At 39.7% G+C, this 15,951-nt stretch carries 21 protein-coding genes; 18 read left to right on the top strand and 3 right to left on the bottom strand.

Annotated elements, in window-relative coordinates; translation table 11 throughout:
• The first annotated feature begins 12 nt into the window (after positions 1-12).
• The 6 genes from mltG to ACXAHI_RS06250 all read left to right on the top strand — a co-directional run bounded on the left by mltG (position 13) and on the right by ACXAHI_RS06250 (position 5,741).
• The gene (gene mltG, locus ACXAHI_RS06275; RefSeq protein WP_474846747.1) at positions 13-1,170 is read left to right on the top strand and encodes an endolytic transglycosylase MltG; all 1,158 of its coding nucleotides are present in this window, start codon (positions 13-15) and stop codon (positions 1,168-1,170) included.
• Positions 1,171-1,252: 82 nt separating this feature from the next.
• Positions 1,253-1,894, top strand: coding sequence for an O-methyltransferase (locus tag ACXAHI_RS06270; protein WP_474846745.1), 642 nt, complete (start codon positions 1,253-1,255; stop codon positions 1,892-1,894).
• Between the two features lie 61 nt (positions 1,895-1,955).
• Positions 1,956-2,591 carry a uridine kinase gene (gene udk / locus ACXAHI_RS06265; RefSeq protein ID WP_224878548.1) on the top strand — a complete coding sequence of 212 codons (636 nt, stop codon included), beginning with the start codon at positions 1,956-1,958 and terminating at the stop codon, positions 2,589-2,591.
• An 84-nt stretch (positions 2,592-2,675) separates the two neighbouring features.
• Positions 2,676-3,152, top strand: a complete 477-nt coding sequence (greA, locus tag ACXAHI_RS06260; RefSeq protein ID WP_270179390.1) for a transcription elongation factor GreA — start codon at positions 2,676-2,678, stop codon at positions 3,150-3,152.
• Positions 3,153-3,267: 115 nt separating this feature from the next.
• Positions 3,268-4,983 (top strand): peptidoglycan D,D-transpeptidase FtsI family protein, encoded by a 1,716-nt coding sequence (locus tag ACXAHI_RS06255; RefSeq protein WP_474846743.1) that lies wholly within the window; start codon positions 3,268-3,270, stop codon positions 4,981-4,983.
• Between the two features lie 95 nt (positions 4,984-5,078).
• A complete protein-coding gene (locus ACXAHI_RS06250) occupies positions 5,079-5,741 on the top strand; it encodes a YrrS family protein (RefSeq protein ID WP_474846741.1) in 663 nt (220 codons plus the stop codon).
• Positions 5,742-5,789: 48 nt separating this feature from the next.
• Here the strand turns inward: ACXAHI_RS06250 and ACXAHI_RS06245 are convergent, their stop codons facing one another.
• On the bottom strand, positions 5,790-5,996 hold the full coding sequence (locus tag ACXAHI_RS06245; RefSeq protein ID WP_270179387.1) for a YrzA family protein: 207 nt from the start codon (positions 5,994-5,996) through the stop codon (positions 5,790-5,792).
• Between the two features lie 170 nt (positions 5,997-6,166).
• Between ACXAHI_RS06245 and ACXAHI_RS06240 the strand changes: the two genes are divergently transcribed.
• The 6 genes from ACXAHI_RS06240 (at position 6,167) to ACXAHI_RS06215 (ending at position 10,393) form a co-directional block, all read left to right on the top strand.
• On the top strand, positions 6,167-6,805 hold the full coding sequence (locus ACXAHI_RS06240; RefSeq protein ID WP_270179386.1) for a class I SAM-dependent DNA methyltransferase: 639 nt from the start codon (positions 6,167-6,169) through the stop codon (positions 6,803-6,805).
• A 19-nt stretch (positions 6,806-6,824) separates the two neighbouring features.
• Positions 6,825-7,529 carry a 5'-methylthioadenosine/S-adenosylhomocysteine nucleosidase gene (gene mtnN / locus ACXAHI_RS06235; RefSeq protein WP_474846739.1) on the top strand — a complete coding sequence of 235 codons (705 nt, stop codon included), beginning with the start codon at positions 6,825-6,827 and terminating at the stop codon, positions 7,527-7,529.
• Positions 7,522-7,989, top strand: coding sequence for an S-ribosylhomocysteine lyase (locus ACXAHI_RS06230; protein WP_474811009.1), 468 nt, complete (start codon positions 7,522-7,524; stop codon positions 7,987-7,989). The genes mtnN and ACXAHI_RS06230 overlap by 8 nt, the downstream gene beginning before the upstream one ends.
• Positions 7,990-8,001: 12 nt before the next feature.
• Positions 8,002-8,925 (top strand): PLP-dependent cysteine synthase family protein, encoded by a 924-nt coding sequence (locus ACXAHI_RS06225; protein ID WP_474846737.1) that lies wholly within the window; start codon positions 8,002-8,004, stop codon positions 8,923-8,925.
• A gap of 2 nt (positions 8,926-8,927) precedes the next feature.
• Positions 8,928-10,061, top strand: a complete 1,134-nt coding sequence (locus ACXAHI_RS06220; RefSeq protein ID WP_270179382.1) for a bifunctional cystathionine gamma-lyase/homocysteine desulfhydrase — start codon at positions 8,928-8,930, stop codon at positions 10,059-10,061.
• A gap of 107 nt (positions 10,062-10,168) precedes the next feature.
• On the top strand, positions 10,169-10,393 hold the full coding sequence (locus ACXAHI_RS06215; RefSeq protein WP_270179381.1) for a YrhC family protein: 225 nt from the start codon (positions 10,169-10,171) through the stop codon (positions 10,391-10,393).
• A 61-nt stretch (positions 10,394-10,454) separates the two neighbouring features.
• Here ACXAHI_RS06215 and ACXAHI_RS06210 read toward each other — a convergent pair whose 3' ends face one another.
• The gene (locus ACXAHI_RS06210; protein WP_270179380.1) at positions 10,455-11,144 is read right to left on the bottom strand and encodes an OmpA/MotB family protein; all 690 of its coding nucleotides are present in this window, start codon (positions 11,142-11,144) and stop codon (positions 10,455-10,457) included.
• On the bottom strand, positions 11,141-12,682 hold the full coding sequence (locus ACXAHI_RS06205; protein WP_474846735.1) for a hypothetical protein: 1,542 nt from the start codon (positions 12,680-12,682) through the stop codon (positions 11,141-11,143). Before ACXAHI_RS06205 ends, ACXAHI_RS06210 begins: the two co-directional genes overlap by 4 nt.
• 484 nt (positions 12,683-13,166) lie before the next feature.
• On the opposite strand from ACXAHI_RS06205, the gene ACXAHI_RS06200 reads away from it, so the two are divergent.
• The 6 genes from ACXAHI_RS06200 to ACXAHI_RS06175 all read left to right on the top strand — a co-directional run bounded on the left by ACXAHI_RS06200 (position 13,167) and on the right by ACXAHI_RS06175 (position 15,893).
• Positions 13,167-13,313 (top strand): hypothetical protein, encoded by a 147-nt coding sequence (locus ACXAHI_RS06200; protein ID WP_349288096.1) that lies wholly within the window; start codon positions 13,167-13,169, stop codon positions 13,311-13,313.
• 28 nt (positions 13,314-13,341) lie between these two features.
• Entirely contained in the window at positions 13,342-13,488 is a 147-nt protein-coding gene (locus tag ACXAHI_RS06195; protein WP_349288097.1) for a hypothetical protein, read from the top strand.
• A 108-nt stretch (positions 13,489-13,596) separates the two neighbouring features.
• A complete protein-coding gene (locus ACXAHI_RS06190) occupies positions 13,597-13,728 on the top strand; it encodes a hypothetical protein (protein WP_474846733.1) in 132 nt (43 codons plus the stop codon).
• Between the two features lie 158 nt (positions 13,729-13,886).
• Positions 13,887-14,738: an ammonia-dependent NAD(+) synthetase gene (nadE, locus tag ACXAHI_RS06185; RefSeq protein WP_474846731.1), complete on the top strand. Its 852-nt coding sequence runs from the start codon at positions 13,887-13,889 to the stop codon at positions 14,736-14,738.
• A gap of 173 nt (positions 14,739-14,911) precedes the next feature.
• Entirely contained in the window at positions 14,912-15,352 is a 441-nt protein-coding gene (locus tag ACXAHI_RS06180) for a hypothetical protein (protein WP_474846729.1), read from the top strand.
• Between the two features lie 94 nt (positions 15,353-15,446).
• Positions 15,447-15,893: a hypothetical protein gene (locus tag ACXAHI_RS06175; RefSeq protein WP_474846727.1), complete on the top strand. Its 447-nt coding sequence runs from the start codon at positions 15,447-15,449 to the stop codon at positions 15,891-15,893.
• Positions 15,894-15,951 lie beyond the last annotated feature (58 nt).

Raw genomic sequence — 15,951 nt, 5'->3', positions numbered from 1 at the left:
GGGGCAGAGGCGTTGTCAGATTATAAAGAACAATACAAAGAGAATTTATTAAAACGCCAAAATGAGAATAGAACTGTAAGAAAAGTTGTATTTATCATTTTGTTACTACTTACGATTACGATGGCAGCTGTTATTACAGGTGGTTATTTCTACATAAAGAACACGTTACAGCCAGTAGATCCCGATAGCAATAAGCAGAAAGCTGTCTCAATTCCAATTGGCTCATCGTCTTCATCGATTGGTGAAATTCTTGAGAAAGAAGGGATCATCAAAGATGGAACAGCATTTCGCTATTATGTGAAATATAAGAACGAAAGCGGGTTTCAAGCTGGTGACTATGAGCTTTCTCCATCCATGACGATGGATGAGGTTATTTCAAAGCTAAAAAGTGGAAAAGTGATGAAAGAATCAGTTGCTAAAATCACTCTACCTGAAGGAATCTGGATTGAGGACATTGCCGCTCGTATTGGTAAAGAACTCGATATGAAACCTGAAGAAGTTATCAAAAAGCTTGATGATGAAGAGTATTTAAAAGCCCTCATCAATGAATATTGGTTCCTGACTGATGAAATTTTAAATGAAGACATCAGACATCCGCTAGAAGGCTATTTATTCCCGGCTACCTATGATTTTGAAGAAGAACCAACAGTAGAACTTGCTGTTAAGAAGATGCTTGAGAAAACAGAAGCTGTGTTAGCATCCTATCGAAGCGATGTCGAAAGTGGCGAACTCTCAATTCATGAATTTATGACGATGGCATCACTGATAGAGGAAGAAGCATCAGCGAAAGCCGACAGAGAGAAGATTTCTGCTGTGTTTAGAAATCGTATGGAGCAAGGCATGCTCCTCCAAACAGACCCTACAGTCATTTATGCTAGAGGAGAACAGTCCGGTGAAATCACACAGAGTGAACTTGATGCGAATTCGCCATATAATACGTATCAAAACAAAGGACTTCCTGTAGGTCCGATCGCAAATCCAGGTCAATCTTCGATTATTGCAGCAATCGAACCTGATCAGACTGATGATCTCTATTTCTATGCTCGCCCTAATGGGGAAACCATCTTCTCAGAGACGAATGCTGAACACAATAAAGTTCGAGCGAAATATGACGAGGAATGGGATGAGTATTACAGAAAGAAAGAAGAAGAGGAAGCTAATTCAGAATAAGTTTCAGGGAATGGTAAGTACGACTACCATTCCCCTTTATTTTGTGATAAAATAGTTCGGGCTACATGAAGGAGGAACGTGGATGATATCCGATCATGTTGAACAATATTTGGAATCTTTACGACCAAAAAGGGCAGAATTGATAGAAGAGATGGAGCGATATGCACGAGATCATCACATTCCGATCATGGAACAGACGAGTCTTGCTGTTATGCTTCAGGTGATGTCTTTTTTAAACCCTGACCGCATTCTTGAAATTGGTACTGCGATAGGTTATTCTGCAATCCGTATGGCTGAAATGATGCCAGAGACGGAAATTGTAACGGTGGAGCGCGATGAAGCCCGCTATCATGAAGCAGTTTCCAACGTTGAAAAAGCAGGTTACGCTCATAGAATTAAGATTTTGTATGGAGATGCCTTTGAGCTTTCGCAAGAGTTAAAATCGCATGGGCCATATCAATCACTTTTCATAGATGCCGCAAAAGGCCAGTACAAACGTTTCTTTGATGAGTTCTATGGTAGCTTACAGCCTCAAGGAGTCATATTCTCAGATAATATTCTGTTCAGAGGAATGGTCGCTGAAGAAGAAATTGAAGAAAGACGATTTCGTTCTATGGTGAAAAAGCTTCGCGAATATAACGAATTTTTAATGTCCCATCCATCATTAGATACGACGATTTATCCAATCGGTGATGGATTAGCAGTAAGTAAGAAAAACTCATGATGAAGGAGAAACCGGCGTACGGCTGTACGAACGGTTTTTCTATAATAGAAAGGGAAGGATTATGGTTAATAGACCTGTTGTAATTGGTGTTGCCGGGGGTTCAGGTTCAGGCAAAACTACCGTAACGAGAGAAATTTTTAAGCAGTTTGCTGATCAATCGGTATTAGTAATCGAACAAGATTCTTATTATAAAGATCAAAGTGAGAAATCTATGGATGAACGACTTGATACCAACTATGATCACCCGCTTGCTTTTGACAATGATTTACTTATTCAACATGTAAAGGAATTAATGTCTTATAATTCCATTGAAAAACCTGTCTATGACTATACAGTTCATACAAGATCTGATAAAATTATTCCTGTTGAACCAAAAGATGTCATTATTTTAGAAGGTATTTTGATTTTAGAAGATGAGCGTCTCAGAGACTTGATGGATATCAAGCTGTTCGTTGATACAGATGCAGATATCCGTATTTTAAGAAGAATGGTTCGAGATATAAGGGATCGCGGTCGTACCCTTGATTCTGTTGTTGAACAGTACACTTCTGTTGTACGTCCGATGCATTTACAATTTATCGAGCCAACGAAACGCTATGCAGATATTATCATCCCAGAAGGTGGTCAGAATCGTGTCGCGATCGATCTTATGACGACCAAGATTCATACCATTTTAGAGGACAAAGCAATGCTATAACGAATTAATGAGGTAATAAATACCTCTTTTTTTCATACAGTTTATTACGACTGATTGCCCTTAATTGATGAAGGAGTGAACAAAATGGCAGACGACAAAAAGTATTATATGACCAAAGATGGTAAAGAAAAGCTCGAGCAAGAACTTGAGCATTTAAAGACAGAGAAAAGAAAAGAAGTAGTAGAACGTATTAAAGTTGCTCGTAGTTTTGGAGATCTCTCTGAGAACTCTGAGTACGACGCTGCAAAAGATGAACAAGCATTCGTTGAAGCGCGAATCACTACCGTAGAGAATATGATTCGTAACGCTGAAATTATTGAGGAAGATCAAAGTGCTTCCAATGTTGTAACGATCGGTAAGCGAGTGAAATTCGCGGAAATTCCTGATGGAGACGAAGAGGAATATGTGATCGTAGGAAGTGCTGAAGCAGATCCATTTGAAGGCAAGATCTCAAATGATTCTCCTATGGCTAAGAGCCTTCTTGGCCGTCAGATCGGTGAAAAGGTTAACGTACAAACACCAGGTGGAGAAATCCGCGTTGAAATTTTAGAAGTAAAATAAGTAACGGAAAAGGACGGCCTAAAGGTCGTCCTTTTCTTTTTGGCTCTGTTTAGTTCAAAGCTCCTTGGGTTTGAAATGTCTTAGAAGAGGCGAGACTCTTACTGAGGTGAAGTGTATGGGGGTTAGAAGAATAACGATTGTCGCAATACTATTCCTTTTATGTTTTGGATTACTTATAGGACGCTTAGTTCAGATTCAACTTATTGATACAAATTCTTTTTCAAATCATGAAGTTAATCTTGTTGAAGCAAGTATAAATCAACGTACGCAGTCATTTGTTTTAAGTGATGGGAGAGGGACTCTACTTGACCGTAATGGAGAGCCTATGAGAGGTTCCATTCCATCATTGATTCTTTTTCCTTTCTTAAGTGAAAGAGAATGGCCTATCGATCAAGTTTCTGAAATAATTGATGTTCCTCCAAGTGAACTAAATAAAGCTTTGCAAGGTAAAACACAGCCTTTCAGATTAAATAAAACACTCACGAAGAGTGAAATGGTGAGCATAAATGATCTTCGAATACCAGGGGTTTACGCAGTCTACCAACCAGAGTCGAAGGATCGATTAGCTAGTCATTTAATCGGAAGTGTCCGAACCAATCCAGAATTAATAAAGTCTAAATACCCTGAAAAATGGAACGAAGGATTAGTGAATCAGCATACTAGGCTTGGAATCTCTGGTTTGCAGTTAGCTTTTGATCCTTTTCTAATCTCTGAAGGGGAGTCCAAGCTCTTGTATCACGCAGACCGTAAAGGTAATCCATTGCTTGGCTTAGATGTAAAAATGTTTACAAACGCTGACTCTTTTTATCCTCTACAAGTGAAAACAACGGTAGATACAGATCTTCAACAGAAAGTAGAAAATGCTCTAGATCAAACAAAAATTACGAATGGGGGAGCGGTATTACTCGATATCAAGAACAGTAATGTCCTTAGCATGGCGAGTAGACCAAACTTTAACGAAGTTGATCCTCTAGGGGAGGGTGCTACAAACAAAATGGTGAAAGGCTTCTTCCCTGGATCCGTCTTTAAAACAGTCATTCTCGCTGCTGCCTATGAAAATGGTATTTCTAATGAAAGGACGTTCGATTGTGATCGAAATGTTTATCGAGATGGTCCTGAAAAACGAGAACTTGGCGTATTAGATGTCAAAAGTAGTTTTGCAGCTAGCTGCAATGCAACGTTTGCCATACTTGCTGAAGAATTACTTGATAAAGATCCTAACGTCATCGAGAAAACCGCTGAAAAACTCGGTATTTCAACAACTGTAGGATGGAACGATACGCTCTATCACTATGAGGATTTTCAGCAGTTTCCTGATGAATCAAAGCCCGTATTCTTTGCGAATGAAAAGGATAAGCGTATCAGAAAGGCAATAGATCAAACAGCGATCGGACAGTTAAACGTAAAAGTAAGCCCTTTATCATTAGCAAACATGATGGCTACGATTGCGAGGGGCGGCGATGCAAAGCAGGTTAGAGCTGTTTCGGATATTCTCTATCAAAATAACACTACTTTTTTAAGTTTTCAGGAAAAGAAGCTTACCAGCAAAACACTTTCATCTGACGTCGTTGGTGATCTTCAAAATGCTTTAAGAGAAGTAGTTGTGAGCGGAACAGGGAGATCATTTCTCGCTGACCTTCCAGTAGAGGTAGCTGGTAAATCAGGTACTGCAGAACCGGGCGGAAATGCGGACTATGATTATCAATGGTTTGTTGGTTATTTCCCTTATGATGAACCACGGTACGCATTAGCAGTCGTAGATTTCGAAAGAAAAGATAAGGAGTACAAAGCATATGAAGCGTTTGGAAAGATTGTAAACACCTTATACTAGAAAATTTTTGGTTATAGAAGGAAAAGTCAAGCCTTAAACGAATCCTCTAGAGATGGTAGAATATGAGCAACAGTTAAATAGAGGAGTGGATGAACGTGAAATCACGATATAATGCTCGTCATTCAAAAAGAAAACAAAATATCATTTTAAACAGTCTTATTGGAATAGTAGGAGTAGTCATCCTTATTCTTATTGTAAATATCTTTTTTAATGGCGATAATACCGAACCTACTGCTGGGGAGGAAACAGCCTCTACTGAAGCAACTCAATCCGAATCAAACGAGAGCAACACGGAAGATTCAGTTACTTCTGATGAGGCAAGCGATTCAGCAACAGAAAGCAAAGATGAAGAAACTAATGATGCAAATAATGAAGAAACTAATAACGAAGAAGAGTCTCAAGATGACAAAGAACAAAATGACGAAAACGCTTCTGAAGAAGAGGAAGCTTCTAACGAGTCCGGTGAAGTCAATTTAGATGGGCCATGGAAACCTGTAGGAACATCTCAAGACAGTGGTGATCACGTATCAAGCTATGATAAAGGTAGCGTTGACTGGAACGAAAAGCTAGATGCTGTTGAGACAGTAGTCGGCTTTCCTAAAGAAGAAATGGTCGTACATTGGCTTGGTGGAAACGGAGGACCTCAAAAGTCTGAAGCAACTGTTAGTCAAAAAGGCGGAGACGGTACGCAGTACGTCGTAGAATTAGAATGGGTCGATGAAAAAGGCTGGAAACCTGTCAGCGCTAAAGTAAAATGAATATGAAGAAAGGGAGCAGATCTCATAATTGAGGTCCGCTCCCTTTTTTTATTTTGCTTTAAAATGTACAACGGCTGAATAATAGGGTCTGCCTGTTTTTTCGTTTGTTAACACCTGATGCTGAACATGGTGAACGTGCAGCATCAATGCTCGGTTGTTATCGATTTGAACTTGGATTTTCTTTTCGAGATCTTCAAGGGAAAACGACTCGAAAAATTCCACTTTGTCATCAATTCGTTCAAGAGAAAATTCCATCTTTGTGTCTCCTTTTCTTCATCCATGATTCGCAATTAATAATTTTACACCTTAAGAAGAAAACTGACAAATTGATATGTAAAAAGGATTGTGTTAAATTAGAACCATAAAAGCATATTATTCATACCTTAATACTATGAATTAAATTATGAAAGCGATGTGAAGATACAATGGGGAGAGAATTCATTGATTTGTTTGAACGGTGGGCTGACTCTTATGATACGACTGTATCAGGTCAGGATGAGGAGTATCGTGATGTATTCAAAGGATACACTCAAATACTCGCTTCTGTAGCTCATGCTTCAGTGGGTAATGTGCTTGAGTTTGGGGTAGGAACAGGTAATCTCACTGCTATTCTATTGGATAAAGGATTAAGTGTGACTGGTGTGGAGCCATCCAAAGCGATGAGAGACAAAGCTAAGGAAAGGTTCCCGAAGTTAACACTTTTAGATGGGGATTTTCTAGATTATCCAGAGCTTGAACATTCGGTTCAAACGATTGTTAGTACGTACGCGTTCCATCATTTGACCGACACTGAAAAAGAAGAAGCTATTCACAAATATAGCCAACTACTGAGTGAGAATGATAAAATTGTATTTGCAGACACAGCATTCCAAAATGAGGATGCTAGGACAAAAATGCATGAAAAAGTAAAGTCACAGGGGTATTTAAACTTACTTCAAGACTTACAGACGGAGTATTATACAACTATTCCGGTGCTAGAAGAATTATTTAAGAAAAATGGATTTGAGGTAGCTTTTACTCAGTTGAACGATTTTGTTTGGCTGATAGAAGCGGTCAAAAAATGAAACTGTAAAGGAGTACGTCATGAAGATCGGTATTATTGGAGCTATGGAAGAGGAAGTTAGAATTTTACGAGATCGCCTTGAGAATAGGAAGGAACATACCATTGCAAAATCTGAATTCACAACTGGTGAAATCGATGGGCAAGAAGTCGTTCTATTGAAATCAGGAATCGGTAAAGTGAACGCAGCGATCGGTACAACGTTATTGAACCAGCTATTCGAACCAGATTACATCATAAACACAGGATCAGCTGGGGGCTTTAATCCTGATTTAAAGGTTGGCGATATCGTAATTTCAAGTGAAGTTCGCTACCATGATGTGGATGCGACCATATTTGGTTATGAATATGGGCAAGTTCCGCAAATGCCGGCTCTTTATGAACCTGAAAGAATGCTTGTTGAAGCAGCAGAAAGAAGTGCAGAAAAAGTCACAGAGCATCAAGTCGTGAAAGGACTAATCGCAACCGGCGATTCCTTCATGAACGATGCAGTAAGAGTTGATTACGTAAGATCACGTCTTAAGAATCTGGATGCAGCTGAGATGGAGGCCGGTGCAATCGCTCAAGTGTGCTATCAGTTTAACACCCCATTCGTTGTGATCCGTTCTCTCTCAGACATCGCTGGAAAAGAATCGAATATTTCCTTCGAACAGTTCCTTGAGACAGCCTCGATCAATTCAGCTAACTTGGTTTTAAATCTTGTAGAGGAGTTGAAAAATATTGGCTAACAAAATGAACGTAGAAAGTTTCAACCTTGATCATACGAAAGTGGCAGCACCTTATGTGAGACTAGTAGGCGTTACAAAAGGTCCTAAAGGTGATGAGATCTATAAATACGATATTCGATTCAAACAACCGAATAAAGCTCATATGGAGATGGCGGGTCTTCACTCGATCGAACACTTGATGGCAGAAAACATTCGTAATCACTTAGATAACGTTGTCGATATCGGACCCATGGGATGCCAAACAGGCTTCTACCTTGCTGTTCTAAATCACTCTGACTATGATGAAATTCTTAGTGTACTAGAAAAAACGTTGAATGACGTTTTAGCAGCGGAAGAAGTGCCGGCTTGTAATGAGGTGCAGTGTGGATGGGCTGCAAACCATAGTCTTGAAGGTGCTAAAGAAATCGCAAACGAAATGCTTTCACATCGTGATGAATGGCATGTCGTTTTTGCAGAATAGTGAGACTTATTGATGGATATTTATAATAATGTTCATGAGCTCGTAGGCCGTACCCCGGTCATCGAGCTCCATCATTTTAATATTCCAAAAGGTGTTCGATTATTTGCAAAGTTAGAGTTCTATAATCCTGGAGGAAGCATTAAAGACCGCCTCGGACAGGAACTCTTACAAGATGCAGTTGAAAACAATAGAATTCAGCCAGGTGGAACATTTATTGAACCTACAGCTGGAAACACAGGGATCGGACTTGCGCTGGCAGCCGTGAACAGAGGGTATACAGTGATGTTCGTTGTACCTGAGAAGTTTAGTATTGAGAAACAAGATTTAATGAGTGCTCTTGGTGCTCAGATCGTTCATACACCGACTGAGTTAGGGATGAAGGGAGCAATTGCAAAGGCGAAAGAGCTGCATGAAGAAATACCAAACTCGTATATGCCGCAGCAGTTCGGCAACCCTGCTAATCCTGAAACATACTACAAAACCCTTGGTCCAGAACTTTGGAAGCAGCTTGACGGTGAGCTTGACGTATTTGTTGCGGGAGCTGGAACCGGCGGTACATTCATGGGGACAGCGCGCTATTTAAAAGAAAAGAAACCACACGTTAAGACTGTGATTGTAGAACCAGAAGGATCGATTCTTAATGGCGGAGAATCAGGGCCACATAAAACCGAGGGAATCGGAATGGAATTCCTTCCTGGATATATGGATGATTCCTATTTTGATAGTATCCATACAATAACAGACGAAGTTGCGTTTCGAAGGGTTAAAGAACTTGCAGAGAAAGAAGGATTGCTTGTAGGTAGTTCTTCTGGCGCTGCTTTAGAAGCAGCTCTTATCGAGGCAAGAAAGGCAGAACCAGGAACAAACATCGCAACAATTTTTCCGGATAGTAGTGAACGATACTTAAGTAAAAAGATTTACCAGGGAGGCATTTAGGTATGAAGCCGAAAACGAAATTAATACATGGTGGGATTACAGGTGATCCCCAAACTGGTGCAGTGTCTGTACCAATCTATCAAGTAAGTACGTATAAGCAAGAAGCCGTTGGTAAATTTAATGGCTACGAGTATTCTCGTACAGGAAACCCAACTCGTCATGCTCTAGAAGAACTCATCAAAGACCTTGAGAACGGTCATGCTGGCTTTGCATTCGGCTCAGGGATGGCGGCTATTACATCAGTCATGATGCTGTTTAACTCAGGCGACCATGTTGTAATGACAGACGATGTTTACGGTGGAACATACCGTGTGATGACGAAAGTATTAAATCGTCTAGGCATCGACTCAACGTTTGTAGATACAACAGATCTTTCTGCTGTTGAAGAGGCGATCAAACCAAATACGAAAGCTGTTTTCATTGAAACTCCTACGAATCCGTTGTTGAAAGTAACAGACATTCGTAAAGTGTCAAATAAGGCTAAGGAACACAATCTCCTTACGATTGTAGATAATACCTTTAATACACCGTACTGGCAGAATCCAATCGACCATGGTGCTGACATTGTGCTTCATTCTGCTACTAAGTATTTAGGTGGACACAGCGACGTCGTTGCTGGATTGGTCGTTGTAAATTCACAAAGCCTTGCTGAAGAGCTCCACTTTGTTCAAAATTCTGCGGGTGGAATTCTCGGACCTCAAGATTCATGGTTATTGATCAGAGGTTTGAAAACACTTGGCGTACGAATGGAAGAGCACGAGAAAAATACTGCGAAGATTGTTCAATTTCTTAGCGAGCATCCAGATGTAGAGAAAATCTACTACCCAGGATTGAGCACACACCCTGGAAACAACATTGCTGTTAACCAATCAAGAGGCTTCGGTGGTATGGTTTCCTTTGATATTGGAAGTGCGGAAAAAGCTGATGAACTTCTTAGTAAAGTAAAGTACTTTACACTCGCAGAAAGTTTAGGTGCTGTTGAAAGTTTAATATCAGTTCCAGCGCGAATGACGCATGCATCCATTCCTAAAGACCGTCGTGATGAACTGGGCATTACAGAAGGACTCGTCCGTATTTCTGTAGGTCTTGAAGATGCAGAAGATCTGATTGAAGATCTTAAGAATGCACTAAGTTAACGTTGAAACCCCCTTTACAAAGGGGGTTTCCTTTTATTTGGAAATAGTTACATACCTTTTAGTGCACACTTCTATGCTAGACTAATAGTGTGAGAGGTGATCGCATCATGAAAGAACTTCAAAATAAGATGACAGACTACAAACGCTATGCATTTATTTTATTGAGTTTAAGTGTGTTTCTGTATATCGGTTCTTTTCTTCCTATGGAAGGGAAAACAGATGAAAAAGTTTTGATTTTGACTGGTGGAGGATTTCTACTAGTGGGTATCGCGCTGTTTTTCTATTCGCGTGCGATTGCTATACAGAAAAAAATAAACGATCTAGATACTTGAAACGAAACGTCAAAAAGGCCTAGTTTATTTAAACTGGCCTTTTTTTATTTCTTATATTCTATCAATAGGTCATGATATCTTTTAACCGTCCTTGCCATTTCTCGTCATCAAGGATGATTTGAAAGGAGATCCGCCTATTCTTTTGAAATGCATCAGCCGTTGTTCCTTCTACAATCGGTTTAAATTCAGAATAGCCAGTTGCACCTAGGTATTTGGCATAATCCGTCCTCGCAAGCTTCGGATTAGCCTTCATGAGCTCTTTCACGACTGCAACCGATCGATCTGCTGATAGGGTCCAATTATCATAAGGAACTTTATCCGTATGACCTTCGATTAAGATGATGTACAGGTACTGACTGATGTCTTCTTCTTCTATTAAACTTGCGAAAACGTCTGCGAGTTCGTTTAATACTACTTTACCTTCTGGACTAACTTCTGCACTCCCTGTATCAAAAAGTATGTCCCCTTCAACGGAAATCGTATTGTTAGGACCCCTTACAATCTTATCTTTCCCAACGTTCTCTTCTAACTGCTGCTCAATAAGGTCGCTGATATGCTTTTTAACGTCAGCTACTTTTGCAAGTTCCTGCTTCATAACGGTTTGGTCATAAGCATCATAAATCATTTGAACGAACGCTATGATCGCAACGAATAGCATGACAAGCACGATCATCGCCATCATATCAGCGAAACTGGGCCAATAATGCTCTTCTCCGTTTTCTGATTGAAACCGTCTTTTTCTACCTTTCATCGGTTATCACCGATCATTCGCGAGGGAATTTGTTGTTGAGCTGCTGATTGCCTTCGGAGTTGATCTTCATAGGCCCGAAGCTGGAGCTGATACGATTCTGATAGGTGATGTTGAATATCTTTTAATTCTCTTGCAAGTCCTTGGTAGAGAGAGTCCATACTGTTTGAAAGAGATCTTAGTTCATGTTGTAGCGGCTGATCTTTTTGATCTCTCTCCATCTTATACATAATTGGTTCGAGCGCTTCACGCTTGATTTTATCGATTGCTGTATACCAAGCTTTTTCAAGCTGGGAGACAGATTCCGCAAAGTCTTGAGATGCTCTGCCATACTGGTTTTGCTTTTCTTGATAGCGATAATACCACTCATCTTGTGCCTGGTGAACCCTTCGTTCTAAATCTTCCTGTGAAGATTGGTAACGTTGCATCTGTTCATCTAACCCACGTAAAAAATGCTGTCCGGTTTCTTCTGCTTTTTTCTGCGTTTCTTTTATTAAATGATCAGATCGCTGAACGAGCTGTTCAAACTTTCGTTGACCGTTTTCATGATGTCTTGAAAGAGATTGAAGCTGAGAGTCCAGCGTTTTTAGCTGACTAGATAATTCTAAAATACCCTTGTTTGCTTTTTCCTGGACACCATCTAGCTGGGTGAATGACCCTTGTAATTTATCAGAAAACGATTCTAACGTAGATGTACTTTCCGCAAATTGGTCTGTGTATTTTCGCTGTGAGGTAAGGATGGCATGAACATCCTGCATTGCTTTTTCCAATCCAGCTGTAAAGTGAACCATACTAGAGGAGAAGTCTCCTAGCGTTTCTTGGAAACTATCCTCAATTCGCCCTGCAAGCCTATCGAGGATTCGTTCCATTTCATCATGAGGCTTTTCCTTGCTTAAGCTAGCATGTAAGTTATGGTCGAGGAGAGCTTCACAGTCTGAAATGATTTTATCAAGGTAATAAGCAGTCGTTCTTCCACCAGTAAGAACGCCATTTTGGATCAGGGTGAGAAACAGCGCATTCCCAATTCCAGCGATACTCGTTACAAAAGCTACGCTCATACCTTGGAACGGACTTGAAATCGCAGCGATAACAGATGCAAGGTCTAAGTTCGCATCTTCAGGTTTCTGTGATAAAAAGAGAAGTGTTTCTTGCATGGAAGCGATCGCGATCGTTAATCCAATAAATGTTCCTAGAATTCCAATGATAATAGAAGTTGGGGGCAGCTGCTGCATGAATCTCATCATTCCACCTGCAGGTACTCTGACTAAGCCAAAAATTGCAACAGACTCCTTGTAAAAATGCTTCTCAATTAAAGCCTGTGTATTGATGGGGGATATTCCTGCAAGGTGGTATGCTTTATACTCCTCGATCACCTTTTGAATCCAAGGTGCAGCATACGTATTCGAATCGATCTGCATCTCAGAATTTTCAATATCTCGTAACCATTTTTTCATCTGAATGGCGATTTGAACGGTTGCTGTCACGCCAAGAACAGCCAAGAAACCAATAATAGCGAGGACAACAGTTGTCACATTAAGCATGTACTCACCTCCGCTTTGTATAAGTGTATGTCCGGATTTATAGAACTTTCATGGTTTCTTCGTTCGGATTTATTGTCGATAATAAGCTTATATTGTCGTAAAATAATATTTTTGCGAAATAATCAGGTAATTTAGTAAAAAAGGTTTACAAAACCATAAGACATCGATATACTAACCCTTGAAATCATTACAAAAAAAGGAGGTCGAACAAAATGATGGAAATGATAAAAGCAATCGCAGCAACTAAATATGCATCTTTCAAAATGGTTCGACCGGCGCCTATCAAGTAGGCATCCTTTTTATGAATTGGATATAAAGCCGCAGGTCGATCTCCTGTGGTATTATTTTTTGTGCCGCAGGTAAAAGCCTGCGGCCTTTTTGTGTCCAAAATTTGAGAGGAGGAAAAGCGATGATGAAGTGTTTAGCAGCTAAGAAAAGGAAAAAGTGGGTCCCCTGAATTTTTATGTGAAAGGAGGTCGTTAGCATGGTACCGTTCCATTTATTGATCATTACTAGAGTAAAAAACTTTATTGAACCGAGTCTCAGTTCAGAACTTCGTAAGCGCGATATCCAACGCCAAGTAACTGAAAATGAAATAAAAGCAAGTCGAACTGGTTCAATATGGCTGTAATTAAAAAACACATTAAGGAGAAATGATCATGTTAACGATAAATTTATTGTTTATAAAAGTTGGAATTACAATTCAAGAGAAAACGATTGAAGAAGAGCTTCATTTTCAACAACTAAAAGAAGACAGAAATAATCGTGAAACCCATGTCTTGGGAAAGCAGCCTTGGCTATTCTAATACGTTGAGAAAGGACTGAATGTTTGTGATGAATGGTTTTGGACAGATGATACTAAAGTGGATGGCAGTAGAGAAAGGCTTAACCTAACAGTTCGAGGAGGATTTATCATGACCTTACAATTATTATTCATAACCGTTAAGATAACAAAGAATAAGAGAACTATAAACCAAGAATTAGATGAGAGAAGAAAACGAGAACTCATCGAGAGTATTGAATATAAGAAGAGTTTTTACATCTAAACACTGGTTGAAAGGCAGAACGGTTCAGTTCTGCCTTTTTGAGTATATTAAGGAATATTGAGCAACTTCGTTTTGAAAATAAGGTTGTGGGTATTGATAACAATAAGACATTGTATAAGAATAGTATTACTGGATGAAAAACATGATCTTTTTCGCCAATGAATTTATCAACATTAGGAGTGAGGAACTTGAGAGAACTTCAGAAACAGATTGTAGATGAATTAGGTGTACAGCCTTCCATCGATGTTAAAGAAGAAATGGAAAAACGAATTACCTTTTTGAAAGATTACGTTAAGAAAAGTGGTACGACAGGTTTTGTGCTTGGAATATCAGGAGGACAAGATTCGTCACTAGCGGGTCGTCTTGCTCAAATGGCCGTTGAACAGTTGAGAGAAGAAGGGACAGACGCATCCTTCATTGCGGTTCGCCTCCCGTATGGTGAACAGAAAGATGAAGATGATGCGCAAGCTGCTCTTAAGTTTATACAGCCTGATCGTACGGTGACGATCAATATCAAACCTGCGGTCGATGCATCAGTATCCGCTTATCTTGAAGCTACTGGCAATGAGCTAACTGATTTTACAAAGGGTAATAACAAGGCTCGTGAACGGATGATTTCTCAGTATAACATCGCAGGTGATGAAAACAAGCTGGTCATTGGAACGGATCATGCTGCTGAGGCAGTTACCGGATTTTACACCAAGTTTGGAGATGGTGCATGCGATATCGCGCCACTGTTTGGTCTTAATAAACGCCAAGGAAGAGCGATGCTTGAGCATCTTGGAATGCCAGAGCACCTCGTCGATAAGGTACCTACGGCAGATTTAGAGGATGATCGCCCTGCTCTTCCTGATGAAGAGGCCCTAGGAATTAGCTACAACCATATCGATGAATACTTAGAAGGAAAAGAAATTCCGGAAGATGCTGCAAAAACGTTAGAAAGCCATTACTTAAAAACGAAACACAAGCGAAATTTACCTCCAACTATTTTTGATAACTGGTGGAAGTAATCAGTAAAGATGACCCGAATAGGGTCTCTTTTTTTTGTGTAATTTAATTTGCGGGCATAAAGCTTAATTTGATTGGATAGCATGTTCATAAAAATCTTTCTGCTACATAGGTTTCAAATAAGGTTGATCACATTAGTGCTTGAGTGCAGAGATTATATAAAGGGGCAATGAAATTGGCTCATTCAAAAGAGTACTATAACAATCTGGTAAAAAGTATTCTAGAGATGCTTTCGTTAACAACTACCGTTACGATTGAAGAACATTTCCCAGGGAACAGAAATATAGGTGGAAAATATTCGTTGAAATCAGGGGCGATCACATTGTACCTTGAAGAAATAAAACTTCAATGTATTCGTGTGCTAGGAACGGATGAGAGGGTGGTTGATTATTTTAAGATCATCTTAGCTCACGAAATCGGTCATGCACAGGATAACAACTTAGAACACCTCGCCAATCGTAAGCAAGTAGCAAAATCTAATTATGAGAAGCACCAGCTAGCGATAGCAATTGAAGACAATGCGTGGAACTTCGCGAAAGAGTTGTTTCCAGATCTTTTACCTTTAATCGAAGTGATCATGGATCACTCGATGGCGATCTACCAAAAGTCCGGATAAGAAGACAGAAAATTCTGTGTACAAAACATTGAGAAGCTGTTAAAATAAAACAACATATCGTTGCCATAGCCTAGTGCGTAAAGGTGTGAAGGGCATGAAAGTAATCAAGACATACTACCCGAGAGTTAAGACAATCGAAGTGTTTATGTTTCTTGTTTATGTGATTGTTGTTTTATTTGGCACTGCACTTCTATGGGTCAAAGGTGATTTATCTGTTGAAAGATGGCAAACGTTTATGATGATTGGACTTATATACATCGCATTCTGTGTACTTTTAAGCATCTGTATTCGTACGCAACGGATTGAGCTCACTGAAAAGGGAATGCATCACAAGCTACTCGGTTTAAACCGAAGGGTCGTCGCCTTTTCTTCTGTGAAAAGAGTGACGTTTGGGAAAGTGAATGGCTCTATTGTCATAGCAATCGAAAAACATTTCGATAAGAAAACCACTTACGTGCCGTATATTCCATTTGAAGATGACTGGGATGAAATCGTCTCTTATATCAAACAGAAAAATAAGAAAGCGATCATTGCTATCTAAACGTCCATATAGGGCGTTTTTTGTTTTAATCTCGACTTTCTGTAACATGTTCTTATCT

The sequence above is a fragment of the Anaerobacillus sp. ABD4_527 genome, assembly GCF_056160805.1.
Note: the sequence above shows the minus strand (reverse complement) of the source record. Positions and strands in the feature narration are given on the sequence as shown.